The following is a 22,252-nucleotide window of genomic DNA, read 5'->3' as shown; positions in this document are numbered from 1 at the left end:
GCCCGTGAGTGAACCCACGCGTTCCAAGAGAAGTTTCCTCGGTTTCGTTGATGCAGGTGAACGCGAGGTCGCCCGACTGCTCACCCTGATCACGGGCGTGGTGATCAGCGCCGCCATCATCCAGCTGATTGTTTCCTTGGGCTCCAAATTGCTGACTGGGTCAGCGGCGACATGGTTGGGCGATGACCTGATCAAGATCCTTGGCGATCTGCTCACCGTGTTGATCGCGCTGGAGGTGCTGCAAAACATCACCAGTTACCTGAGGCGCCACGTGGTGCAGATCGAACTGGTTCTGGTCACCGCGCTGACGGCTGTGGCTCGAAAGGTGATCGTGCTGCCCTCCGGTGCTGAAAACAAACCCCAGCTGCTGGTGGGCCTCGGGATCGCAGTCGTCTCACTTTCAGCGGCTTACTGGTTGGTGAAGCGTGCGAACGCCACTCCCTCCCGCAAACGACTGGGCCGCGGAGGATCAGCCAACAAGCTTGATTTCCAGGACTGAAGCTTCACGAACAAAAGGAAGGCCGCCCTTCCCGATGGAAAGACGGCCTAACTCGCTCGTTTGCGCATGGCAATCGACCTCAACTTCAGTGTCTGATGCCTTGGAAAAACTCCTCCAGCAATGGAACTGAGACAGGAAGGTCGAAGCGTCTGGCTCAAGGCACCCTGGGGCCATCGGGTCCAGGTGTGAAGCGGCTCTCCTGCGGGGCACCTACGGACGATGCAGAGGGGAGTCGACTGGCTTGACGCTCTTCGTTGTCGCGCCAGACGAATCGCTTACGAATGGGTGGAAACTGTTGGAGCAGGGGCCAGAAAGTCAGTCTGCTTCTGGGGCTTGCTCAGGTGGAGTGTCGGCCGTCATGGGCTCCTCCGATCTCGATGCACTCACTCTCGTCAGCGATGCCACCGACGGCAATCAGCTGTCGTGCTCATTGCCTTTTGGGGGCTGCACGACCCATCGTGGAGGTGGCGTGCCTCGCCAGGGTTAAGCAGCATCCCAGTGCAAGGCGAGCCACAGGGTTCCTGGATCGGGATCAGTGCGCTCCACCCGGTGGGGTTGATGGGGCGAAAGCAGTAAATGATCCCCTGGACTGAGATCCACAATCCGATCGGGGTTCTGCAGCGCAACACAGGCACTCCCCCGCAACACAAGCACCCACTCGTGATCGGACTGATCCATCCATTCGTCACGGGGGGAGCTGAAGCCGTTGGAGGCGATCAACAGCAGTCTCCATGTTTCGGCAGACGCCACCACCTGGGTTGATTCCTCACCCGGTGGAGGGCACGGGGTCGCCAACAGGTTGGCCTCTGCCCCCGGCCGATGGTCACGCTCACCCCAGCGCCGACCGATGTCGAACCCCCAGGATCGGGCCAACTGAACAACCTGGTTGTGGTCCGCACAAGCCGCCAGCTGTTCGCGGCTGCTGGAGTCGTTCCGCACACGCTCCGCAAGGGCCTGAAGTTGGGAGATCTTGTTGAGGAAACGGATCAGATCCTGTTCCGCCACGGAGACCGCCGCACAACTTCAACAGTGATCCTGACAACAGACCAATCAGGGGATCGACGCAAAAGTCAGAAGATCCTGACCTTCTGTTTCATGCCGTCCGCAACCAAGGCACTCACCATCGGAGATCAGGAGGCTGGATTCTCGACCTACTGCCAGGCCCTGCGTCGCCTTGTGGCCGATGGACGCGACCTCAACGCCATTCGCCGGACGGTCTGCTGGGACTACCTCAACCGATTGCACACCTCGCTTCCGAAGGATTACCGCTCTCCCGATGAACTGATCCAGCGGTTCCAGAAGGAGGCATCGCCTGCTCAAGCAGACTGATCCAAGCCACATCATCCCTGTGCTGAGCCACCTCCTGCGCTGCTGCATTGGTGCGTTTCTTGTTCTGCTGCTGAGCCTTGGTTCAGCCGGCGCTTCGCTGGCTGCCGGGCCTGACGCCAGCCCCGGCGCCCTGTTGTTCGAACAGCACTGCGCGGGATGCCACATCAACGGTGGCAACATCATTCGCCGGGGGAAAAACCTGAAGCTGAAGACCCTCGAGCGTGAGCAGATCGCAACGGTGAACGCCATCGCAGCCATCGCCCGGGAAGGGCGAGGCCAGATGAGTGGTTACGCCGATGTTCTCGGGAGCGATGGAGATCAGCTCGTGGCTGAATGGGTGCTCATGCAGGCTCAGAACGCCTGGACCCAGGGATAAACCTCGAGCGCCGTCCAGATCCCCTGCTTCCAATAGATGTCGTCCTCAACCAGCCTGCGGACGACGTCGATGCTGTCGGCCTCGAAGATCCCGAAAACATGGGTGCTTCCCTCGGTGGGTCCGAGCGTGACCAGCGTTCCCTGCTCTTTCAGACTTTGGAGACGAGCAAGGTGCTCATCCCGATAGGGAGCACGCTTCTCAAGAGCATCCGCGCAGTAAGTGCCCCACAAAACGAAACGTGCCATAGCGAAGGATGAAATAACAGCGAACTTTTCAGTAGAAAATGATGGCATAGCCGCTTGAACCATGGCTATGTTGTGAAGGTTGATATCTCTCGAAAGCAATGCTCACTGGGGGCGACCTTCTCAATAAAGTCAAAGACCTGGGTGACATCAGCAAGTCTGACCTTGTTCGTGCCTGTGGCTATGTCTCCACGAAAAAAGATGGTGGAGAACGTCTGAATTTCACCGCTTTTTATGAAGCACTGCTGGAGGCCAAAGGCGTCAGTCTTGGCGTGGGTGGAGTTGGCGGCGTGGGCAAAGGCGGCCGCAAACTCAGCTATGTGGCCACTGTGCAAGGCAACGGCAATCTTCTCATCGGCAAGGCCTATACAGCGCTGCTTGACCTGAAACCTGGAGATGAATTTGAAATCAAACTTGGTCGCAAACAGATTCGTCTGACACCGGTGGGTGCCACCGACGAAGACGACGAGTGATTCAACATTAAAAAGCAGTGCAACCCCGGCCAATGCCGGGGTTTTTGATGGCTTGAGCGGGATGGCAGCCCCTAGGGCTGATCGGCAGCGGCACGCAACTCAGCGCAAAAACGACCAGCTTCCTGAGCAATGTCCCCAGGCGATGCTGCCGCCATCCGTTTCACAAGTGCACTGCCCACAATCGCTCCATCGGCACCCCAACCCCGAACCTGACGCACCTGCTCTGCACCGGAGATCCCAAAACCAACTGCAACAGGAACCGGTGAGGTTTGTTTGAGTTGCTGCACCAAACCTTCAACCCTGCTTTCCATCTGAGCTCGCTCACCGGTGACACCGGTGACACTCACCAAGTAGGTGAAACCTCGGCTGCATGTAGCAATCCGGCCCATCCGATCTTGGGGAGTGGTGGGTGCAACCAAGAGCACCAAATCCAAGCCATGACGCTCTGCGATTGTCGACAGCCGCTCCGCTTCCTCAAGGGGTAGATCAGGGACCACCAAACCCGCCGCACCAGCCTCCGCTGCGGACTGGCAAAACGCCTCCATCCCCACATTGAGCAGTGGATTGGAATACGTGAACAGGATCACGGGAATCTGCAGCTGGCCTTTCAACGAGCGCAGCATGTCCAGAACACCCTTTGGCGTGGTTCCGGCGGCGAGGGCCCGGGACGCAGCAGCCTGAATGACCGGCCCATCAGCGAGGGGGTCGCTGTAGGGCATTCCCAGTTCGACCATGTCAGCCCCTGCACGTTGCAGGCTGAGCAGCACATCAGCGGTGACAGAGAGATCCGGATCGCCGGCCATCAGGAATGGCATCAAGGCGAGGCGACCGTCCTGCTTCAGCTGCTCAAAGCGCTGGGCGATGGAAGAGGACTGCTGATTGGGCATCTCGGTCAACCGACCAGGAACAAACTTCGGAAGCCTATGAGTCGACGGGGGCATCGCCGTCCGCGGGAACCGAGGCATCCGCTCCAATCTTGCGCAACAGCGCCTGTTGCTCCTCCTCGGGGAGAGCATCAAAACGGGCTTGAAGCGCTTCAGCTTCCTGTTTGTCGTAAACCTCGCGGTAGCGACGCCGCTGGTCCATGTAGGTCATCTGGCCGGTGACCACACGGAACAGGTAAGAGCTTGTCCACACCACCACAATCACAACCAGCAGGGCCTCCGCAGCAATCCCTGCCGAAAACCCCTCAAAGCCTGCTGCCTGAAAGCCGACTTGCCCAAGCCCGCCCAGCAGGAGGACTGCAAGTCCGATCAGAAGAACCTTGCCACGCGTCAATTCAGACGTCTCCTTGCCCGCTCAGCCGGAAATTGAGGAAGGGGGCAAACAGAATCATCCCCGGGAAAAAGAGGAAGACCAGGCCATAGATCCCCAGACGCTCCAGCTTGCCCATGCGATGCCAACGCTGGTTCATCCACGCGTACAGGGCGAGGGGAACCACAACGAGATATAGGCCGCCCAGAACGGTGTAGGCCAACAGAACCAACAACGTGTCCTGTGGGACTTGAGAAAGCAGGGACGAAAGGTCCAAGGCCTGAGGACATCTGGGGGAAATCTAAGATGTCCGGGCGGGGGCATGGCGGAATCGGTAGACGCACGCGACTTAAAATCGCTTGGGCCGAAAGGCCTGTGGGGGTTCAAGTCCCCCTGCCCCCACCACCTGAGCTCAAGACGGCAGCAACTCAGCCAGTTTGGTGCGGAAATCTCCCTTGGGCATGCCGCCCTTCAGTTCTCCCTCGATCGAAAAATCTCCATCGGGATCGTTCACCAGGAGGTAGGTGGGCCAGCCCATCCCCTCCTTGTTGGGGTACTGCTTGAGCAGGATCTTGCGGTATTTCCGATACATCTCCGTGTCCTGCAGCATCACGGAGATGAAGCTGCAGCCGAGTTCCTCGGCCACCTTGCCGTCGTAGTGACTCATGCGGTGACAGGTGCCGCAGTCTTCAGAGCTGAACTTGATCAGGTGCATCGGCAACGGCCCAGGACAGGATCTCTCCAGCATGGAAAGGAACCAGCCCATTCACAAGTTCCGGCACGAGATGGTCACGGCGTTGCAACGTGATGCGACGCGTGTTGGCTGGACGGTTGTAGAAGGCCGGCCCATTCAGGCTGGTGAAGGCTTCGAGATGCTCCAGGGCGCCCTCCTCATCAAAAACCTGGGCATAGCTCTCCAGGGCGAAGGGCGCATTGAAGATGCCGGCGCATCCGCAGGCACTTTCCTTGGATGCCCGTTCATGCGGTGCCGTGTCGGTGCCGAGGAAGAAGCGTGGGTCACCGCTGGTGGCCGCCCGGCGCAGGGCCTGACGGTGGCATTCCCGCTTGGCCACGGGGAGGCAATAAAAATCACTGCGCAACCCACCGGCAAACATCGCGTTGCGGTTGATGTGCAGATGGTGGGGTGTGATGGTGGCGGCGAGATGACGATCCGCTGAGCTGACGTATTGCACCGCTTGCTCCGTGGTGATGTGCTCGAACACAACCTTCAGCTCGGGATGGCGGTCCCGCAGTGGTGCCAGATGGCGTTCGATGAACACCGCCTCTCGGTCGAAGATATCGATCTCGCTGTCCGTGACTTCACCATGGATCAGCAAGGGCATGCCGATCCGGGCCATCGTTTCCAGCACGGGATCGATCTGCAGCAGATCCGTCACCCCTGCGGCGGAATTGGTGGTGGCGTTGGCGGGATAAAGCTTGGCGGCAGCAAAAACGCCCTCTCGAAATCCTGTCTCCAACTCGGCAGGAGCGATCGAATCCGTGAGGTACGCCGTCATCAGGGGCGTGAACTCCAGATCAGCGGGGCACGCCGCATTGATACGGTCGCGGTATGCCCGTGCAGCAGCCACCGTGGTCACCGGGGGACGCAGGTTGGGCATCACGATGGCCCGCTGAAAACGGCGGGCGGTATGGGCCACAACCTGGTTGAGCATCTCCCCGTCGCGGAGATGCACGTGCCAATCATCAGGGGCGATGATCGAAATCTGATCAGACATTCAGCTGCAGACCGTTCACGGCAAGGCGCAAGGCATCGAGGCGATCACCAGTGATGTGGCTTTGGGGGAGCCGATCCAACAGCTTCAGCTTCTGCAGGCGCTTCTCCGTGCTGCCCGTTGCACCGACCAGGAACACCTGACGACTCTCTTCAATCGCTTCCTTGACGGCATTCTCGAGGGCGATCGCAGCGGTGACCCCCAGGTGGGACACCTCGGAGAGATCGAAAACCACCGCCTGACAATTGCCGATGGCGTTGTGCTCACGCGAGATGGCCTTGGCCACGCCGAAGATCATCGGCCCGGCGAGCTGGAACAACAGAACCTTGCCGGAGGCCTGATCCAGCAACACCTGCTCTTCATCGGTCAGCTCCACATCGTCATCGGCGGTGCTGATCGTTTTCACTTTTCTGGACTGCAACGCGCTCATCCGATCAATGGTGAGCACGTTGGCCACGAAAACTCCGATGCCCACTGCAGTGATGAGATCCACCAGCACCGTGAGCGCAATCACGCCGTAGGTGATCACCGCAGCTTTCACCGAGAGGTGGTGGGCCCGTTGGAGGAAATCCCAATCAATGATGTCGATGCCCACCTTCAGGGCGATGCCCGCCAGCACAGCGAGGGGAATCGTGGACGCAAGGGGTGCGGCAGCCAGAACGACCACCATCAAAATCAGCGCACGGACAATGCCCGACAGGGCTGAGCGTCCGCCGGCCTGAATGTTCACCACGGTGCCCATCGTGGCTCCCGCCCCAGGCAGTCCGCCAAAGACGCCCGACGCGATGTTGGCCAGTCCCTGACCCACCAATTCCTTGTTGGAGTTGTGCTCCGTGCGGGTGAGGCTGTCAGCCACAACGGAGGTGAGCAGCGCATCGATGCAGCCGAGCATGCCCAGCACTGCGGCATCCACGAACATCAAACGCAGCTGTCCGCCCGAAAAGGTGGGCACATGCAGGGTGGGGAGCTCAGCATTAAACGGCGGAATGGTCTTGAGACCGGCGTCGTGGAACAGGGTCATCGACAGCACCGTTCCCAGCACCAGAGCGAGCAGCTGCGGCGGGCAGAAACGCTTCACGCTGGCTGGGGTGAACCAGAGGATCGCAACGGTGATCAACGCCAGCGCCAGCTCCATCGGCTGAATTCCGGCAATCAAACCCGGCAGGTTCGACAGGGTTCCCATCACCCCGCCCGATGCGGTCTGCCCCAGGAAAGCGGGAAGCTGGAGAATCACCAGGATGGCTCCAATCCCCGACATGAAGCCAGAGATCACGGTGTAAGGCATCTGGGTGACATATCGACCCAGACGGAAGACGCCAAAAAGGATCTGAAACAGACCCGCCAGGATGACCACGGTGAAGGCCATGGCCATGGCCGTTTCCTTGTCCGGAGCTGTGGCGGTGAAGCTCAGGATCACTGACGTGAACACCACGGTCATGGGACCGGTGGGTTCAGAGATCAAGGTGGGCGTTCCGCCGAAGAGAGACGCCACCAAGCCGATGATCACGGCGCCCCAAAGCCCAGGGGCAGGGTCACCCGTTGCGGCGACCCCGAATGCCAGGGCCATCGGCAGAGCAATCACCGCGGCGGTCACGCCACCAAAGGCGTCACCCCGGAGGTTGCTGGTGCTGATCCGGTTCAACAAGGTTTCTTATCTATTACCCAGGTGAGTGACCTTAGGTTGATTCGCTTCAAAGCACAATCCCCGTACAGCTGAGCTCGCCCCATGCCTGAATTTCTGCAGGCCTCGATCCAAGTGCTCCTGGGCATCGGACTGCTGTTCGGTGGCGGGGAACTGTTCGTTCAGGGGTCCGTCGCCATGGCGGTGATCTTCGGCATTCCCCAGCTCGTGATCGGCCTCACGGTGGTGTCGCTGGGCACCAGCGCCCCGGAACTGTTCGTGAGTCTGAGTTCGGTGCTGCAGGGAGCTGACGCCCTCGCCGTGAGCAATGTGGTGGGCAGCAACATCTTCAACGTGATGGTGGTGCTGGGCAGCAGCGCCCTCGTGCTGCCCCTGCGGGTTGAAAGCCGCCTGGTGAGGCGAGATGTGCCTCTGATGATTGCCATCTCGGCGGCGGTCTGGGGGATGGCCTCCGCAGGACGGGTGACCTGGCAAGCGGGCCTGGCCTTGCTGTTGGGGCTTGCGATCAACACCGTCTGGGAGATCCGCACCGCCCGTGAAGAACCGGACGACAGCGGCAGCGCTGAACCCGAGATCGAAGAGGACGCAGCGAGCGGCGGATGGACCCTGGCCGTCCTGCGACTGATCGCAGGCATCGGCATCCTCACCATCGGATCGCGGGTGCTGGTGAGCGGCGCCACCGCTGCCGCCACCTATTTAGGGGTGAGTGAAGCGGTGATCGGTCTGACGATCGTTTCCGCTGGAACGTCGATGCCGGAATTGATCACCTCCCTGGTGGCCGCCCTGCGCGGGCGCACCGATCTGGCGATCGGCAACGTGGTGGGCAGCTGCCTGTTGAACCTGCTGCTGGTGCTGGGCGGTGGCGCCTTGGCTGCCGCTGGCCGCGGCCTTGCTGTCAGTCCCGAGTTGATTCAGGACGATCTGCCCGTGATGTTGCTCACCAGCCTGGCTTGCCTGCCGATCTTCTGGACGCGCGGACGGATCAGCCGACTGGAGGGTGGACTGCTGGTTGGTTTGTACATCCTCTACATCGTTGACAACGTTCTTCCCAGAACAAGCCTCGCCAGTTGGTCAGATGAGTTCCGGCTGTTGATGCTCTGTTTTGTGCTGCCGGTGGTGATGATCGTGATCATGACCCAGGCGTTGGTGTTCTGGCGCACCAAGACTTAGCGGCATCGCGGCTGCAGCCCGTGATGAGACGAATGGAGTTGTAATTGCACATCCGGTGATGACCGTTGGATCCACCGTGGTCATCCTTGGTGGGTGTCGATCGGCTTGCCGATGCTTGAGCTGCTTCCACCGCTCAACGACAAAAATCTTCCCTGGCTCGACGTCATCCATCCGATCGTCGTTCACTTCGTGATCGCCATGGCGCTGATCACGGTGGTGTTCGACGTGATTGGTGTTTTCAGCAGGAAAAAGAACCTGTTTGAAGTCAGCTTCTGGAACCTGATCGTCGCCACCGTGGCGATCTTTGTGGCGATCATCTTCGGCCAGGTGGAGGCCGGTCTGGCCAATCCCTACGGCGCCTCGCGGGACATCCTCAACATTCACAGCACCATCGGTTGGTCCCTGGCCGGCGTGCTGGCCCTGCTCACGGGCTGGCGCTACGTCGCCCGGCAGAAGGATCCGGCCAACTTGCCCAGGGGCTTTCTGGCCCTTGATGTGGTGCTGGCGGGGCTTGTGATCACGCAGGTGTATCTCGGCGACAAACTGGTCTGGGTTTACGGACTGCACACAGTCCCCGTGGTGGAAGCCATCCGTCAGGGGGTGGTGTCGTGACCCACTTCGCCGCGATCGCATCGCCGATCAACGACATCGCCGACTCCCTCGGCGCCAACAATCTTCCCTACGCAATTCCACTGCACCCCAACCTGGTGCACCTAACCATCGGCCTATTTGCGATTGCCATCGCCTTCGACGTGGCCGGTGCGTTCTACCCGCTGGAGAAACGGGTGTTCCGTTACTTGGCTCTGCCGGTGACCCGCAGCGGCTTCCACGACGTGGGCTGGTACAACCTCGTTGCCTGCAGCGGCATCAGCTTTTTCACCGTGGCCGCGGGGTTCTACGAAATGCTGCTGGCAGTGCCGTTGCCAGGCATCCGCAGCATTCTCGGCCAGACCGCCATCGACACGATGCTCTGGCATGCCATCGGTGGCGTCGCGATCCTGCTGGTGATCGTGGCCATGACCATCTGGCGTGGTTACCAACGCTTTGTTTGGCGTAAGGACCTGGGCCGTCAAGTGAGCTGGCTGTATCTGCTCTGCGGCATCGGCATGCTGCTGGTGATGGGGCTGCACGGAAGCCTGGGCGCCTGGCTGGCCAGTGACTTCGGCGTGCACATCACCGCAGACCAGTTGCTGGCCGCTGGCGCCGATCTGCAGGAGGCCTTGCCATGACCAGCACAGCCCCCAAGAGCGGCCCAAACCTCGGCGCCATCGTGATCATTGGCATCGCGGTAGCCATCAACCTGGTGATCGCCAAGGCGATGGCGACGTGGTCCTACAGCTGGTTCCCGCCGCAGGCCTCCAGCGCAGCGGCGTACGTCGACGATCTGTTCGCCCTGGAAACCGGCATCGGCTCCTTCATCTTCTTCGGCTGCACCGGCGTGATGGGCTGGGTGCTGCTGTTCAACCGGGCCGGCAAATACGACGAAAGCGACGGAGCACCGATTGAGGGCAACACCAAATTGGAGATCATCTGGACCGTGATCCCACTGCTGCTGGTGTTCGCCATCGCCTTCACGTCCATGAAGGTGAATGACACCCTGAACGCCCTGGGGCCGAAGCAGAAGTACGCCATCGGTGCCGACACCAGCGCACTGCTCTCGGCCGATCCCATGGCGCAGGTGGGACCCATCCAGGTGATTGCGCGGCAATGGAGCTGGGAATTCAGATATCCCAATGGCGTTCGCAGTTCAGAACTGCACCTCCCCATCGATCAAAGGGTCAACCTTCAGCTGCAATCCGAAGACGTGATTCACAGCTTCTATGTGCCGGCCTTCCGGCTGAAGCAGGACATCGTTCCCGGCAGCTTGATCTCCTACAGCCTCACGCCCACCCGAGAGGGACGCTTCCGCCTGCGCGACGCCATGTTCAGTGGCGCCTACATGTCGGTGAATCAATCGAACGTGATCGTCGAATCGGAGCAGGCCTACTCCGATTGGCTGAAGCGTTCGGCCAAGCAAGCCCTGCAACCCGGCCTCGACCCCGGCCGCACGCTTTACGACCGCCGCATCGCCCGTGGTGACAAAGGCTGGGCCACGGTGCCACCGGCTCCCGCCCCGATGGTGAACGACCCCGGAGATCCCTCCATCCCGCACGACGCCTGAGCCATGACCACCACCAACTACGACCCACGCATCCTCAAGGCGCCGCACCCTGTCCCCGGTGCCCCGGACAATTGGAAGCGCTTCTTCAGCTTCAACACCGATGCCAAGGTGATCGGGATTCAGTACATCGCCACCTCGCTGTTCTTCCTGCTGGTGGGTGGATTGCTGGCGATGATCGTGCGAGGAGAACTGATCACACCGCCGGCGGATCTGGTGGATCCGAGTGTTTACAACGGCCTCTACACCATGCATGGAACAGTGATGCTGTTCCTGTTCCTGTTCCCGATTCTCAACGGCTTCAACAACCTGTTGATCCCCACGATGATCGGTGCGCCGGACATGGCGTTTCCCAAGCTGAATGCGGCCGCCTTCTGGTTGGTGCCGCTGTTCGCGGTGGTGTTGATGGGGAGTTTCTTCGCCCCCGGGGGGCCGGCGTCATCGGGGTGGTGGTCCTACCCACCGATGAGCCTGCAGAACCCCCTGAACCACTTCATCAACGGCCAGTTTCTCTGGATTCTTGCGGTGGCTCTTTCGGGGATCTCCTCGATCATGGGCGCCGTCAATTTCGTGACGACGATCATCCGGATGCGGGCCCCCGGCATGGGCTTCTTCAAGATGCCGATCTTCGTGTGGACCGCCTGGGCCGCTCAGACCATCCAGCTTGTCGGCCTGCCCGCTCTGACCGGTGGTGCGGTGATGCTGCTGTTCGACCTCAGCTTCGGCACCAGCTTTTTCAGGCCTGAAGGGGGCGGTGATCCCGTGCTGTTTCAGCACTTCTTCTGGTTCTATTCGCACCCGGCCGTGTACGTGCTGGTGTTGCCGGTGTTCGGCATCTTCTCCGAGCTGTTCCCGGTTTATGCCCGCAAGCCCCTGTTCGGCTATCGCTTTGTGGCGATCGCCTCCTTCGGCATCACCTTCCTCAGCCTGATCGTGTGGGTGCACCACATGTTCTATTCGGGCACACCGATGTGGATGCGCAATCTGTTCATGGCCACCACGATGCTGATCGCCGTTCCCACCGGCGTGAAAGTGTTCGCCTGGCTGGGAACCCTGTGGAAAGGCAATCTCCGCCTCAGCACCCCGATGCTGTTCTGCCTCGGTGGCCTGTTCAACTTCATCTTCGCCGGCATCACCGGCGTGATGCTGGCCACCGTGCCCATCGACGTGCACGTGGGAAACACCTACTTCGTGGTGGCCCACTTCCATTACGTGATCTTCAACACGATCGGCTTCGGTGTGTTCGCCGGGATCTACCACTGGTTCCCCAAATTCACCGGCCGCATGTATTACGAGGGTCTTGGCAAGGTGCACTTCGCACTCACCTTCATCGGCGCCACCCTCAACTGGTTGCCCTTGCATTGGGCTGGGTTGCTGGGGATGCCGCGCCGGGTTGCCTCCTATGACCCGGAATTCGCCATCTGGAATGTGATCGCCAGCATCGGCGCCTTCATGCTCGGCGTCGCCTCGATCCCTTTCATTCTCAACATGGTGAGCTCCTGGGCCCGGGGGCCTCAGGCTCCCCCCAATCCCTGGCGGGCCATCGGCCTGGAGTGGCTGCTGCCCTCGCCACCACCGGCTGAAAACTTCGAGGACGACATCCCCACCGTGATCAGCGAGCCCTACGGCTACGGCCTGGGGCACCCCCTCGTTGAGGACGAGGAGTTCTACGTGCGCCGTTCCCAGGAGGCCTGAGCCGATGACCAGCGTCAATCCCGATCTGCAGCTGAATCACACCCCGGGCCATGTGAAGCACGACGGTCACAACATGACCGGTTTCGTGATCTTCCTCTGCTCCGAGAGCGTCATTTTTCTGGCCTTCTTTGCCGGCTACGCCGTGCTCAAGCTCACAGCCCCCCAATGGCTACCGGACGGCGTCGAAGGGCTGGAGGTGCGCATGCCGCTGATCAACAGCGTTGTGCTGGTGAGCTCCAGCTTTGTGGCCTATTTCGCTGAGCGCTATCTGCACAAGGGCAACCTCTGGGGCTTCCGGGCGGTGTGGCTGCTCACCATGGTGATGGGCTGCTATTTCGTTTACGGCCAATACGTCGAATGGTCGGAACTCAGCTTCAGCCTCAGCAGCGGTGTGTTCGGCGGGATGTTCTATCTGCTCACCGGCTTTCATGGCCTTCACGTGATCACCGGCGTCCTGCTGATGGGCCTGATGTTGGCGCGTTCGTTTGTTCCCGGGAACTACGACAAAGGCGAGATGGGCGTTGCTGCGGTGAGCCTGTTCTGGCACTTCGTTGATGTGATCTGGATCCTTCTTTTCCTTCTGATCTACGTGTGGCAGTAATTCCATGATCATCGACGACAACCACTACGACGTGATCGTGATCGGCAGCGGCGCCGGCGGGGGAACCCTGGCGGGCGCCCTGAGCCGTAAGGGCAAGAGCGTGCTGGTGCTGGAGCGCGGCGGAGCGATGGCTCTTGAAGACCAGAACGTCGCCGACGTGGATCTGTTCCGCAAGGATCGCTACCACCCCAAGGGCGAACGCTGGTTCGGCCCTGACGGCGATCCCTTTGCCCCGCAAACCACCTACGCCCGGGGTGGCAACACCAAGATCTGGGGCGCGGTGCTGGAACGCATGCGTGAAAAGGATTTTGAGGAGGTGGCCCTTCAGGACGGCATCTCACCGGCATGGCCCCTGGATTACGCCGAGCTGGAGCCCTACTACCAACAGGCCGAACAGCTGTATCGGGTGCATGGCAAGGCGGGGGTTGATCCCACCGAACCCAGGCGCAAGGGAGATTTCCTGGCGCCGCCCAAGCCCATCGAACCCTTCCTCGAACCCCTGCGCGGTGCCCTGCAGCGTCAGGGCTGTCAGCCCTACGACATCCCGATCAGTTGGTCGGAGGACGCCGACGATCCCAGTGGTGACGCCCAGTTGTTTGGGCTGCAGGTGGGTGAACCCAAACGGCTCAGCGTGCGTGACAACGCACGGGTGTTGCGTTTGCACGTGAATCCCAGTGGCCGCGCCATCCGGGCTGTGGAAGCAGACGTGAACGGCGATGCCTGGCTGTTCAGCGCAGATGTGGTGGTGCTCGCTGCGGGGGCGATCAACACCCCTGCGATCTTGATGCGCTCCGACAATGCCCACCACCCCAAGGGCATCAGCAACGGATCGGATCAGGTGGGCCGGAACCTGATGAATCTGCAGCTCACCTCGATCCTGCAGCTGGCCACGGAACGCAACAGCGGCCGCTACGGACGCTCCCTGGCAATCAACGACTACTACTGGGGAGACAAGAACGTCAGTTTCCCACTAGGCCACATTCAGGCCGCCGGCGGCGTGCTGCAGGACGCGCTGTTTGCCGAGTCACCACCGGTGCTCTCGCTGGTGACCAAGCTCATCCCCGACTTTGGATTGGAGCGCCTGGCCTCCCGATCGGTCGCCTGGTGGGCCATGACCGAGGTGCGTCCGGATCCCCACAACAAGGTGTGGCTCAACAACGAGCAGATCCGGATCAACTACATCGCCAACAACCGGGAAGCCCACGACCGGCTGGTGTACCGCTGGATCGACACCCTTAAAGAGGTAGAGAACGACCCGATCACCAAGGTGGTGCTGAAGGCTCCCACCCATGCCCGTGGGGAAGCCCCCCTGAGCGTGGTGGGCTTCGGCTGCGGCACATGCCGGATGGGAGAAGACGCCGCCAGTTCCGTGGTGGACCCCCAGGGCAAGTGCCATGAGCTCGAGAACCTCTACATCGCCGACAGCAGCATTTTTCCCAGCTGCCCGAGCGTTGGCCCAGGCCTCACGGTGATTGCATTAGCGCTGCGGCTTGCCGATCACCTGAGCTAACGGGGCGCCGTCGACTACATCGTCACAAACTCCTCTGAAACAGAGGGGTGCAGTGCCATGGTGCGATCGAAATCGGCCTTGGTGGCGCCCATCCCCACGGCAATCGCCGCCATCTGAATGATCTCCGCGGCATGCTCGCCCACCATGTGGCAGCCCAACACCCGATCGGTGGCCTTCTCCACCACCAACTTGAGCAGACAACGGGGACCGGAGGCGGGCAGGGCCCGCGCCATGGACCGGAAGCGGGCGCGATGCACAACAACACCATCCACGCCATGGCGTTCGATGGCCTGTTCTTCCGATAGGCCCACGGTCGCCAGCTCTGGATCGCTGAACACGGCACTGGCCACCAGGTCGTGGTTCACCTGCCGCTGACGCGACCCGAAGACGCTGTCGGCGAAGGCACGACCTTCATCAATGGCCACAGGCGTGAGGTTGACCCGATCGGTGACATCACCGACGGCATGGATGTGGGGAACCGAGGTGCAGGAGTTGGCATCGACCTTGATGCGGCCGTTCTCGATCGCTACGCCGGCAGCATCCAGCCCAAGATCCGCAAGCCAGGGGCGACGCCCGGTGGCCATCAACACACCGCCGCAAGCCAAAGACTCACCCTTGCCCAGCCGCGCCGTCAGCGCCCCGGGCTCTCCCTCCACGGCCACCACCGTTTGCTCCAACAGCACCTCGATGCCCTGCTCACGCATGCCACCCAGCACGGAATCGGCCAACTCAGCATCAAAACCGCGCAACAGGCGCGGACCACGCACCACCTGGGTGACCGCAACACCAAGACCCCGCAGGATGCAGGCGAACTCGCAGGCAATGAATCCTGCGCCCACCACCACCACGGCTGAGGGGACATCCTCCAGAAGGAACATGTCGTCGCTGACCCAGGTGTGTTCAACCCCAGGAATCTCCGGCCGGGCCGGCCGGCCACCAACCGCCACCAAAAAGCGCGGGGCCGAGAGTTCCTCTCGCACGGGCCCACCGCGTTGATCGGAAATGCCAATGCGATCTGCTGCCGTGAAGCGTCCCCAACCGGAGATCAACTGAACGCCGGCCTTCTCCAGAAATCCGAGATGGAGAGCATTGAGCCGATCCACCTCGGCGCGCACCCGACGCAGGAGATCAGGCACATCCGAACGCACCGAACCGATCTCAAGGCCGTAGGCCGAGGCATCCGCCAATTGATGGCGGGCCTGGGCGCCGTACACCAAAAGCTTTTTGGGAACACAGCCGCGGATCACGCAGGTACCGCCAACGCGATCGCCCTCCACGATGGCGACGCGGGCTCCATGACGGGCCGCGCGTTTCGCAGCGGCCAGACCACCGGAGCCTGCTCCGAGCACAACCAGATCCAGATCAGCGCCCATAACAGAAGGGTGCTCGAGACGACGGGCGTCATCGTAAAGATGGCGTTATGGTCCGGGGAAGGGGGCCATAAAGGCCCAAGACGAGTCGGTCGTATTTCAACCGCGTCCTTAAACCATGAACCGTTCTTCCAAGCGCCGCAGGCAGCCGCCTGAACCCGAGCTGCGCCTCAAACGTTCGCAACGCCGCGAGATCGTGATGATGATCACCAGCGACGACATGAAACTGCGGCTGAAGCAGTTGGCTGATCAGGGCCGACAGCAGGACTGTCTGGCGCTGATGCACGAACTGGGCGACTGGCAGTCCTATGGACGGGCAACGCTTGAGCCGATCCTGCATGCCCCTTTCATCGGAATCAGCTGAACCCCTGAGCTGGTCGGACCTGGCCAGCCTGGCGGTGCCGGAACCGAATCGGATTGAAGGGCCGACCAGTGCCCAGGCCACATTGCGCCTGTTCGGACAGCCTGAATCCAACGTGATGGTCACGCTGTACCGCGACCACCACGCCTGGTGCCCCTACTGCCAAAAAATCTGGCTCTGGCTGGAGTTCAAGCGCATCCCCTACCGGATACGCAAAGTCACCATGCGTTGCTACGGCCCGAAGGAGCCGTGGTTCCTGGAGAAAGTGCCCTCAGGGATGTTGCCGGCCCTGGAGCTCAACGGGCGGCTGATCACCGAAAGCGACGACATCCTGTTGGCCCTCGAACAGCAGTTCGGCCCCCTGGGCATGGCGATGACAGCGCCGGAAGCTCTGGAGCTGCGCCGTCTTGAACGGCTGCTGTTTCAGGCCTGGTGCATCTGGCTGTGTTCACCACGGCTGAGTTCGAGGCAACAGGTTCTGGCCCGAGAGCAGTTTCAAGACATCGCCCGGCGCTTCGAACGGGAGCTGAACCGGGAGGACGGACCGTGGCTGCGGGGCCCGGAGCCGCAGACCGTGGATCTGATCTTCGTTCCCTACGTGGAACGGATGAATGCCTCGCTGGCTTACTACAAGGGATACCGGCTGAGGGCAAAGCATCCAGCCATTGACCGCTGGTTCCGTGCCCTGGAGCAACTGGAGACCTACCGCGGCACCCAAAGCGACTTCCACACCCATGCCCATGACCTGCCGCCCCAGATGGGCGGCTGCTGGCCCGACGATGGAGCGGAAGCGAAGCGCCTGGCCGAACAGATCGACCGAGGTGATGGCCTCGGCGAGGACGAAGCCTGCTGGGATGTGGACCATCAAGCCGATCAGGCCGTCATCGCCCTGAGCCGGGTGCTGCGTCACCAGCAACGGCTGCGCGAGGTGAACCCCATGGGTGCTGCAGCCTTTGACCAACCCCTGCGCTGTGCCCTCACCCGGTTGGTTCGCAACACCCCCTGCCCGCCTCCAGCGGGGAGTGCCGCCGGGCTGCGCTATCTGCGCGATCGCATTTCGGTGCCAAGGGATATGCCGCTCCCGGCCGCTCGACTGCTGCGTCAGGCCCTTGAAGCCACCGCCCAGCTGGATGGCCCTGAGCAGGCCAAGCCCTTGCCGGTGAGGGATCGCTTTGATCAGGATCCCCGACCCTTCTTAGTTGGGTCATAGTGCGGGGGCGCCAACGCTGAGTCGTGCCCCTGCGGCTGCCCGCTTATCAACCGATCCCCGCCCCCGATCGGGGGACCGATCTGATTGAAGTATCAGCGGCGCAGCTGCAGCCGACCCAGTGGTGTGTGGGACTGGCGGAGATCTGGTCGCGCGAGAAGGATTTCGCCCAGGACACCCGTCAGCAGCGTCTTGACTACCTGCGCGGCAAACCGGTCCCTTTGATCCGATCTGCCGATGGCGCCATGTGGATGCTGGACCGGCACCACCGGCTGCGAGGCCTGATCGGCATTGATCCTGGTGCCACCACCTGGGGTTACGTGGTGGAGGAGCTCGCAACAGCCGACCGAAGCGCTGTGCTGGCCCATCTGCACAACCAGGGCTGGCTCTACCTCTACGACGGACGAGGCAACGGCCCGCGCCCGGCCGAGCAGCTGCCCACGAGCCTGCTGGGACTGGACGACGATCCCTACCGGAGCCTCGTGTGGAAGCTGAAGCAGGAGGGGTGGATCAAGCCTCAGCCCCTGATCCCGTATCACGAGTTTCGTTGGGGTGCCTGGCTGCGCAGCCGGCCCCTGCCCCCCTTCAGCTCCAGGCGCCTGGAGCCGGCACTCGCAGCAGCCCGCCAGCTGGTTTGCTCAGCCGCTGCACAGGACATGCCGGGCTGGAAAGGTGACAAGAAAGCCTGCCGCTGATCAGCGCTTCTTGCGGGAATCGATCTGCAGCAGATCCTTCACCTTCTGCACCTGACCGGCGAGCTGGGGGTCGGAGGCCAGTTTCTTCTCCACCTGCTCGATCGCGTACATCACCGTGGTGTGGTCTTTTCCGCCGAAGTTGTCGCCGATCCTCGGCAGGCTGAGGTCGGTGCCCTGGCGCATGAGGTACATCCCCACCTGACGGGCCTGGCTCACGGCGCGGCGACGGGTGCTGCTGCACATCTCCTCGGCCGTGACATCAAACACCTCAGACACCTTGTCGATCACCTGTTGCGGCGTGACCTCCACCCCCTGCCCTGTGGGGTCGAGCATCGGTGCCACGGATTCCACGGTCATCGGCAGCCCCGTGATGGAGGCGAAGGCCACAGCCCGGGTCAGGGCCCCTTCCAACTCGCGGATGTTCGAGGTGAAGCGACCGGCGATGTACTGGATCAGATCACGGGGCAGCGACATGCGCTCCTGCTCCGCTTTCTTCTGAAGAATCGCCATGCGTGTCTCCAGGTCAGGCGACTGAATGTCTGCGATCAGGCCCATCTGGAACCGGGAGATCAGGCGCTGCTGCAACCGGGGAATCTGGCTGGGGGGACGATCACTGGCGATCACCACCTGACGGCCTGCCTCATGCAGGGCATTGAAGGTGTGGAAGAACTCCTCCTGGGTGTACTCCTTGCCCTCGATGAATTGAATGTCGTCCACCAGGATCAGATCCGCGGCGCGGTAGCGATCGCGGAAGGTCTGCATGCCGTCCTTGCGGATGGCCTGGATCAGGTCGTTGGTGAAGGTTTCGGTGGAGACATAGGCCACCCGAGCCCCGGGGTCGATTTCCAGCCGGTAATGACCAATGGCTTGCATCAGGTGGGTTTTGCCCAGGCCCACACCGCCGCAGATGAACAGGGGGTTGAACTCCCGGCCCGGTGCTTCGGCCACAGCCAAAGCCGCCGCATGGGCCATCCTGCTGTTGGGGCCGACCACAAAACGGCCGAACACGTAGCGGGGATTGAGCCCGGGCAGGTAGCGGCGTGGGGAGCCATTCCGCGCTGGAGCCGATGCCGACTCCTGGGCCGCTGGAGGCGGCGCCGCATCTGCAGCAGCTGAGGCCTCATCGGTGGCATCCGGCAGCGGCAAGGCGGTTTCCGCCAGCACCGTCACCTGGACGGGCTGACCGCTGATGCTGCTGGCCATCTCGGCGATCGTGGGGAGCAGCTGCTCCCGCAGACGAACGCTGGCAAAGGGATTCGGGGCCAGAAGCTTCAGCTCTCCATTGGCAAAGCCGCTGCAACCCGTGGGGCGAATGAAGGTCTCGAAGGTGGGCTTGCTCAGCTTCGCCTGCAACCCATCCCGCACCTTGATCCAGAGCTCTTCGCCCGTCTGCGCCAAAACCGCCCATCGCCCGAGCGCTGAATCTACGCATGCCGATCCGCTCAGGCCGTCTTAAATGCATCAGCACACATCTCGTCGTGATGCCCAACGCCCAGCATTGGCTCGCCATCGCCCTGGCCGGGAGCGCACTCTCCGGTTGCAGCCTGGTGAGAGACCAGCTGGGTCTGACCCCCAAGCCACCGATGACGGCGCCACCGGTGGTGCACGATCAGCCCCGCAGCGCGCCTCTGCAACCGGGGGACAACGTGATCGTGAAGGCGGTGGATCGCGTCGGTCCGGCGGTGGTGCGCATCGATGTGGTGAAGGAGATCTCCAACCCCTTCGGAGGGATTTTTGGGATGGGTCCCTCCAGCCAGCGGCAGCAAGGCCAGGGCTCCGGCTTCATCACCCGGACCAGCGGCCTGATCTTCACCAATGAGCACGTGGTGCGTGGTGCCGATCAAGTGGCAGTAACCCTGCCGGACGGACGCAATTTCAAGGGCAAGGTTCTCGGCACCGACCCCCTCACCGACGTGGCGGTGGTGAAAGTGGTGGCCGACAACCTGCCGGTGGCGGCCCTGGGCAACTCCGACCAGCTCAAGCCGGGGGAATGGGCCATTGCCATCGGCAATCCCTTCGGCCTGAACAACACCGTGACGGCCGGCATCATCAGCGCCGTCGGCCGCCTCAATGCGATCGGTGACGGCCAGCGGGTTCCCTACATCCAGACCGATGCAGCGGTGAACCCCGGCAACAGCGGCGGCCCGTTGATCAATGCCGCCGGTCAGGTGATCGGCATCAACACAGCGATCCGCACGGCCCCAGGTGGCGGCTTGAGTTTTGCGGTTCCGATCAACCTGGCCAAGCGGATCGCGCAACAGATCGTCAGCACCGGCCAGGCATCCCATCCCTTCATCGGCGTGCAGCTGATGAACCTCACGCCGCAGCTGGCGCGGGAAATCAACGCCACCAACAGCGCCTGCACGGTGCCCGAGCTGAATGGCGTGTTGGTAAAGGAGGTGGTGAAAGGCACTCCGGCCGCTGCGGCCGGCATCCGCCAGTGCGATCTGATCCTCAAGGTGGAAGACAACCCCGTTCAAACCCCCACCGAAGTGCAACTCGCCGTGGACCGTGGCCAGGTGGGGGAACCGATGCAGCTCACCCTTCAACGCAATGGGAAAGAGCTGATCGTGCAGGTGCGCCCGCGGGAACTGCCCCGCAACAACTGAGATGGTGCAGATCGTTGTGATGGCCCGCTGGCCATCACCGGGCCGATGCAAACGCCGCTTGAGCCGCGATCTCAACCATGAGCTGGGCTTGGCCGACAGCAGCGAACGCGCCACAAGGATCCAACGGCGGCTCACGCAGCACACCGCTGCGGTGGTGCGGGACCTCGCCGGCGCCATCGAGATCGAGATCCAGCCGGTGCTGGCGGTGAGCGGACTCGGCCCCCGTGCGGCCACTCGCTGGGGGCAACAGCTGGGGCTGAGCCAGGTGCGGCTGCAGGGGAGGGGGCAACTCGGCACCCGATTGCGACGGCAATTGATGCACGGCCATCGCCACAACAGGTCCTGCCTCGTGATCGGCACGGATCTGCCCGAACTCAATCCCGATGATTTGAGGCAGGCCGTTGAGCGGTTGAAGCAGCATGACCTGGTGCTGGGGCCAGCCTCCGATGGGGGCTACTGGCTGCTGGGGATCGGCGCATCCCTAATCCGCAGCCCGCAGCTCTGGCCGCTGATCGGCATTCCCTGGGGCGGCCCCAGGGTGCTGGAGGCAACGCTGGAGGCGGCGCGCAGGCGGCAGCTCTCATCGGCCCTCGTGGCCCAACGAAATGATCTGGATCACTGGAGCGATCTGATGCCATGGCAGGGCTGAGCGTTGTGATTCCAACCCTGGAGGAAGCCAGCAGGCTGCCGCTGCTGCTGGCGGATCTGCAGCGATGGGCGGGGGAGTTGGAGGTGATCGTCTCGGATGGCGGCAGCAGGGATCACACCCGGGCGGTGGCTCAGCTGGCCGGCGCCACCGTGCTCGACAGCCCCACCGCCGGGCGGGGTCCACAGCTGCGCTGGGGCGTTGGCCACAGCTCCCATGCCTGGGTGCTGATGCTGCACGCCGACAGCCGCCTGCCGGACACCTGGCACCACAAGGTGGAGCAGATTCTGAGCAGCCCGGAGGGCCAACTCAGCGCCTGGTGCTTCGACTTCAAGGTGGAGGCGCATGGGCGGCCGATGCTGTGGCTGCTGGAGCGGATGGTGAACCTGCGCAGCCGTTGGCTGCAACGCCCTTACGGCGATCAGGGCCTGTTGATTCAGCGCCAGCTGTATGAACGCGTGGGCGGCTACCGGCCTCTGGCGCTGATGGAAGACCTGGACCTGGTGGAACGCCTAAGCCAGGTCGCTCCCCTCCGTTCATTGAACTGTGCCCTGCTCACCAGCGCAGAGCGCTGGCAGAAGCGAAGCGTGCTGGTGCAGGCCTGGCGCAATGCCCGGCTGCGCTGGCTTTGGCGGCAGGGGCGATCAACGGAGCAGCTGTTGCGGCTCTACCGGCGCTGAAG

General features: G+C 62.2%; 27 protein-coding genes and 1 tRNA gene. 18 read left to right on the top strand and 10 right to left on the bottom strand.

All coding sequences use genetic code 11. From position 1 onward, the window contains the following. Positions 1-4 precede the first annotated feature (4 nt). The gene (locus SynRS9907_RS04915) at positions 5-499 is read left to right on the top strand and encodes a phosphate-starvation-inducible PsiE family protein (protein ID WP_188022014.1); all 495 of its coding nucleotides are present in this window, start codon (positions 5-7) and stop codon (positions 497-499) included. 483 nt (positions 500-982) lie between these two features. On the opposite strand, the gene SynRS9907_RS04910 is transcribed toward SynRS9907_RS04915, so the two are convergent. Further along, positions 983-1,504, bottom strand: a complete 522-nt coding sequence (locus SynRS9907_RS04910; RefSeq protein ID WP_188022013.1) for a Nif11 domain/cupin domain-containing protein — start codon at positions 1,502-1,504, stop codon at positions 983-985. A gap of 90 nt (positions 1,505-1,594) precedes the next feature. Here SynRS9907_RS04910 and SynRS9907_RS04905 point away from each other — a divergent pair, with 90 nt between their 5' ends. Together SynRS9907_RS04905 and SynRS9907_RS04900 are read left to right on the top strand one after the other, a co-directional pair. Then, positions 1,595-1,828 (top strand): DUF3136 domain-containing protein, encoded by a 234-nt coding sequence (locus tag SynRS9907_RS04905; protein ID WP_188022012.1) that lies wholly within the window; start codon positions 1,595-1,597, stop codon positions 1,826-1,828. A 19-nt stretch (positions 1,829-1,847) separates the two neighbouring features. After that, a complete protein-coding gene (locus tag SynRS9907_RS04900; protein ID WP_188022011.1) occupies positions 1,848-2,204 on the top strand; it encodes a c-type cytochrome in 357 nt (118 codons plus the stop codon). On the opposite strand, the gene SynRS9907_RS04895 is transcribed toward SynRS9907_RS04900, so the two are convergent. Continuing rightward, positions 2,180-2,449, bottom strand: coding sequence for a YciI family protein (locus SynRS9907_RS04895; RefSeq protein WP_186542122.1), 270 nt, complete (start codon positions 2,447-2,449; stop codon positions 2,180-2,182). The genes SynRS9907_RS04900 and SynRS9907_RS04895 overlap by 25 nt on opposite strands. A 98-nt stretch (positions 2,450-2,547) precedes the next feature. Here SynRS9907_RS04895 and SynRS9907_RS04890 point away from each other — a divergent pair, with 98 nt between their 5' ends. Continuing rightward, entirely contained in the window at positions 2,548-2,919 is a 372-nt protein-coding gene (locus tag SynRS9907_RS04890) for an AbrB family transcriptional regulator (RefSeq protein WP_115160690.1), read from the top strand. Between the two features lie 71 nt (positions 2,920-2,990). Here the strand turns inward: SynRS9907_RS04890 and trpA are convergent, their stop codons facing one another. Genes trpA through SynRS9907_RS04875 form a run of 3 tightly spaced genes read right to left on the bottom strand, consistent with a single transcriptional unit; the run spans position 2,991 to position 4,450 of the window. After that, positions 2,991-3,806, bottom strand: coding sequence for a tryptophan synthase subunit alpha (gene trpA, locus SynRS9907_RS04885; protein ID WP_115008826.1), 816 nt, complete (start codon positions 3,804-3,806; stop codon positions 2,991-2,993). 34 nt (positions 3,807-3,840) lie between these two features. Then, the gene (locus tag SynRS9907_RS04880; protein WP_115008825.1) at positions 3,841-4,197 is read right to left on the bottom strand and encodes a DUF3007 family protein; all 357 of its coding nucleotides are present in this window, start codon (positions 4,195-4,197) and stop codon (positions 3,841-3,843) included. Between the two features lies 1 nt (position 4,198). Continuing rightward, positions 4,199-4,450 (bottom strand): NAD(P)H-quinone oxidoreductase subunit L, encoded by a 252-nt coding sequence (locus tag SynRS9907_RS04875; RefSeq protein WP_115008824.1) that lies wholly within the window; start codon positions 4,448-4,450, stop codon positions 4,199-4,201. Between the two features lie 39 nt (positions 4,451-4,489). On the opposite strand from SynRS9907_RS04875, the gene SynRS9907_RS04870 reads away from it, so the two are divergent. Beyond that, positions 4,490-4,578: transfer RNA gene (locus tag SynRS9907_RS04870), tRNA-Leu, on the top strand. A 7-nt stretch (positions 4,579-4,585) separates the two neighbouring features. Here the strand turns inward: SynRS9907_RS04870 and SynRS9907_RS04865 are convergent. From SynRS9907_RS04865 to SynRS9907_RS04855, 3 genes are read right to left on the bottom strand one after another with little or no spacing between them, the layout of a single operon-like run. Further along, on the bottom strand, positions 4,586-4,888 hold the full coding sequence (locus SynRS9907_RS04865; RefSeq protein ID WP_025362365.1) for a thioredoxin family protein: 303 nt from the start codon (positions 4,886-4,888) through the stop codon (positions 4,586-4,588). After that, complete coding sequence (gene pyrC, locus SynRS9907_RS04860) at positions 4,863-5,909, bottom strand: dihydroorotase (RefSeq protein WP_188022010.1); 1,047 nt, start codon at positions 5,907-5,909, stop codon at positions 4,863-4,865. Before pyrC ends, SynRS9907_RS04865 begins: the two co-directional genes overlap by 26 nt. Then, positions 5,902-7,551, bottom strand: a complete 1,650-nt coding sequence (locus SynRS9907_RS04855) for a SulP family inorganic anion transporter (RefSeq protein ID WP_188022009.1) — start codon at positions 7,549-7,551, stop codon at positions 5,902-5,904. Before SynRS9907_RS04855 ends, pyrC begins: the two co-directional genes overlap by 8 nt. An 81-nt stretch (positions 7,552-7,632) precedes the next feature. Here SynRS9907_RS04855 and SynRS9907_RS04850 point away from each other — a divergent pair, with 81 nt between their 5' ends. The 7 genes from SynRS9907_RS04850 (at position 7,633) to SynRS9907_RS04820 (ending at position 14,682) form a co-directional block, all read left to right on the top strand. Then, positions 7,633-8,718 (top strand): calcium/sodium antiporter, encoded by a 1,086-nt coding sequence (locus SynRS9907_RS04850; RefSeq protein ID WP_188022008.1) that lies wholly within the window; start codon positions 7,633-7,635, stop codon positions 8,716-8,718. 111 nt (positions 8,719-8,829) lie between these two features. Then, entirely contained in the window at positions 8,830-9,330 is a 501-nt protein-coding gene (locus SynRS9907_RS04845; protein ID WP_188022364.1) for a DUF2231 domain-containing protein, read from the top strand. Beyond that, the gene (locus SynRS9907_RS04840; RefSeq protein WP_115082052.1) at positions 9,327-9,947 is read left to right on the top strand and encodes a DUF2231 domain-containing protein; all 621 of its coding nucleotides are present in this window, start codon (positions 9,327-9,329) and stop codon (positions 9,945-9,947) included. Before SynRS9907_RS04845 ends, SynRS9907_RS04840 begins: the two co-directional genes overlap by 4 nt. Beyond that, positions 9,944-10,879 carry a cytochrome c oxidase subunit II gene (locus tag SynRS9907_RS04835; protein WP_188022007.1) on the top strand — a complete coding sequence of 312 codons (936 nt, stop codon included), beginning with the start codon at positions 9,944-9,946 and terminating at the stop codon, positions 10,877-10,879. Before SynRS9907_RS04840 ends, SynRS9907_RS04835 begins: the two co-directional genes overlap by 4 nt. 3 nt (positions 10,880-10,882) lie before the next feature. Continuing rightward, a complete protein-coding gene (locus tag SynRS9907_RS04830) occupies positions 10,883-12,571 on the top strand; it encodes a cbb3-type cytochrome c oxidase subunit I (protein ID WP_186508906.1) in 1,689 nt (562 codons plus the stop codon). Positions 12,572-12,575: 4 nt separating this feature from the next. Continuing rightward, positions 12,576-13,172 (top strand): heme-copper oxidase subunit III, encoded by a 597-nt coding sequence (locus SynRS9907_RS04825; RefSeq protein WP_188022006.1) that lies wholly within the window; start codon positions 12,576-12,578, stop codon positions 13,170-13,172. Positions 13,173-13,176: 4 nt separating this feature from the next. Beyond that, positions 13,177-14,682, top strand: coding sequence for a GMC oxidoreductase (locus SynRS9907_RS04820; RefSeq protein ID WP_188022005.1), 1,506 nt, complete (start codon positions 13,177-13,179; stop codon positions 14,680-14,682). Between the two features lie 14 nt (positions 14,683-14,696). Here the strand turns inward: SynRS9907_RS04820 and gorA are convergent, their stop codons facing one another. Next, the gene (gorA, locus tag SynRS9907_RS04815; protein ID WP_188022004.1) at positions 14,697-16,055 is read right to left on the bottom strand and encodes a glutathione-disulfide reductase; all 1,359 of its coding nucleotides are present in this window, start codon (positions 16,053-16,055) and stop codon (positions 14,697-14,699) included. A 115-nt stretch (positions 16,056-16,170) separates the two neighbouring features. Here gorA and SynRS9907_RS04810 point away from each other — a divergent pair, with 115 nt between their 5' ends. The 3 genes from SynRS9907_RS04810 to SynRS9907_RS04800 are packed head-to-tail and all read left to right on the top strand — an operon-like array spanning position 16,171 to position 18,315. Next, a complete protein-coding gene (locus tag SynRS9907_RS04810; RefSeq protein ID WP_115008818.1) occupies positions 16,171-16,416 on the top strand; it encodes a hypothetical protein in 246 nt (81 codons plus the stop codon). Then, the gene (locus tag SynRS9907_RS04805; RefSeq protein WP_188022003.1) at positions 16,391-17,623 is read left to right on the top strand and encodes a glutathione S-transferase family protein; all 1,233 of its coding nucleotides are present in this window, start codon (positions 16,391-16,393) and stop codon (positions 17,621-17,623) included. Before SynRS9907_RS04810 ends, SynRS9907_RS04805 begins: the two co-directional genes overlap by 26 nt. 23 nt (positions 17,624-17,646) lie before the next feature. Further along, complete coding sequence (locus tag SynRS9907_RS04800; protein WP_188022002.1) at positions 17,647-18,315, top strand: ParB-like protein; 669 nt, start codon at positions 17,647-17,649, stop codon at positions 18,313-18,315. Here SynRS9907_RS04800 and dnaA read toward each other — a convergent pair whose 3' ends face one another. Then, positions 18,316-19,713, bottom strand: a complete 1,398-nt coding sequence (gene dnaA / locus SynRS9907_RS04795; protein WP_188022001.1) for a chromosomal replication initiator protein DnaA — start codon at positions 19,711-19,713, stop codon at positions 18,316-18,318. A gap of 83 nt (positions 19,714-19,796) precedes the next feature. On the opposite strand from dnaA, the gene SynRS9907_RS04790 reads away from it, so the two are divergent. From SynRS9907_RS04790 to SynRS9907_RS04780, 3 genes are read left to right on the top strand one after another with little or no spacing between them, the layout of a single operon-like run. Further along, complete coding sequence (locus SynRS9907_RS04790; protein WP_255445989.1) at positions 19,797-20,924, top strand: trypsin-like peptidase domain-containing protein; 1,128 nt, start codon at positions 19,797-19,799, stop codon at positions 20,922-20,924. 1 nt (position 20,925) lies between these two features. Continuing rightward, the gene (locus SynRS9907_RS04785) at positions 20,926-21,573 is read left to right on the top strand and encodes a TIGR04282 family arsenosugar biosynthesis glycosyltransferase (RefSeq protein WP_255445988.1); all 648 of its coding nucleotides are present in this window, start codon (positions 20,926-20,928) and stop codon (positions 21,571-21,573) included. Further along, complete coding sequence (locus SynRS9907_RS04780; RefSeq protein ID WP_188021999.1) at positions 21,561-22,250, top strand: TIGR04283 family arsenosugar biosynthesis glycosyltransferase; 690 nt, start codon at positions 21,561-21,563, stop codon at positions 22,248-22,250. Before SynRS9907_RS04785 ends, SynRS9907_RS04780 begins: the two co-directional genes overlap by 13 nt. Positions 22,251-22,252 lie beyond the last annotated feature (2 nt).

Source organism: Synechococcus sp. RS9907 (assembly GCF_014279615.1).
Taxonomy (GTDB): domain Bacteria; phylum Cyanobacteriota; class Cyanobacteriia; order PCC-6307; family Cyanobiaceae; genus Parasynechococcus.
The sequence above is the reverse complement of the archived record's forward strand: the minus strand, read 5'-3'. Positions and strand labels throughout refer to the sequence as shown.

Coding starts and splice junctions, on each gene's coding strand:
- SynRS9907_RS04905 (WP_188022012.1), top strand. CDS start 1,595: ATGCCGTCCGCAACCAAGGCACTCACCATCGGAGATCAGGAGGCTGGA.
- SynRS9907_RS04895 (WP_186542122.1), bottom strand. CDS start 2,449: ATGGCACGTTTCGTTTTGTGGGGCACTTACTGCGCGGATGCTCTTGAG.
- SynRS9907_RS04890 (WP_115160690.1), top strand. CDS start 2,548: ATGCTCACTGGGGGCGACCTTCTCAATAAAGTCAAAGACCTGGGTGAC.
- trpA (WP_115008826.1), bottom strand. CDS start 3,806: ATGCCCAATCAGCAGTCCTCTTCCATCGCCCAGCGCTTTGAGCAGCTG.
- SynRS9907_RS04865 (WP_025362365.1), bottom strand. CDS start 4,888: ATGCACCTGATCAAGTTCAGCTCTGAAGACTGCGGCACCTGTCACCGC.
- pyrC (WP_188022010.1), bottom strand. CDS start 5,909: ATGTCTGATCAGATTTCGATCATCGCCCCTGATGATTGGCACGTGCAT.
- SynRS9907_RS04850 (WP_188022008.1), top strand. CDS start 7,633: ATGCCTGAATTTCTGCAGGCCTCGATCCAAGTGCTCCTGGGCATCGGA.
- SynRS9907_RS04845 (WP_188022364.1), top strand. CDS start 8,830: ATGCTTGAGCTGCTTCCACCGCTCAACGACAAAAATCTTCCCTGGCTC.
- SynRS9907_RS04835 (WP_188022007.1), top strand. CDS start 9,944: ATGACCAGCACAGCCCCCAAGAGCGGCCCAAACCTCGGCGCCATCGTG.
- SynRS9907_RS04830 (WP_186508906.1), top strand. CDS start 10,883: ATGACCACCACCAACTACGACCCACGCATCCTCAAGGCGCCGCACCCT.
- SynRS9907_RS04825 (WP_188022006.1), top strand. CDS start 12,576: ATGACCAGCGTCAATCCCGATCTGCAGCTGAATCACACCCCGGGCCAT.
- SynRS9907_RS04820 (WP_188022005.1), top strand. CDS start 13,177: ATGATCATCGACGACAACCACTACGACGTGATCGTGATCGGCAGCGGC.
- gorA (WP_188022004.1), bottom strand. CDS start 16,055: ATGGGCGCTGATCTGGATCTGGTTGTGCTCGGAGCAGGCTCCGGTGGT.
- SynRS9907_RS04810 (WP_115008818.1), top strand. CDS start 16,171: ATGAACCGTTCTTCCAAGCGCCGCAGGCAGCCGCCTGAACCCGAGCTG.
- SynRS9907_RS04805 (WP_188022003.1), top strand. CDS start 16,391: ATGCCCCTTTCATCGGAATCAGCTGAACCCCTGAGCTGGTCGGACCTG.
- SynRS9907_RS04790 (WP_255445989.1), top strand. CDS start 19,797: ATGCCCAACGCCCAGCATTGGCTCGCCATCGCCCTGGCCGGGAGCGCA.
- SynRS9907_RS04785 (WP_255445988.1), top strand. CDS start 20,926: ATGGTGCAGATCGTTGTGATGGCCCGCTGGCCATCACCGGGCCGATGC.
- SynRS9907_RS04780 (WP_188021999.1), top strand. CDS start 21,561: ATGGCAGGGCTGAGCGTTGTGATTCCAACCCTGGAGGAAGCCAGCAGG.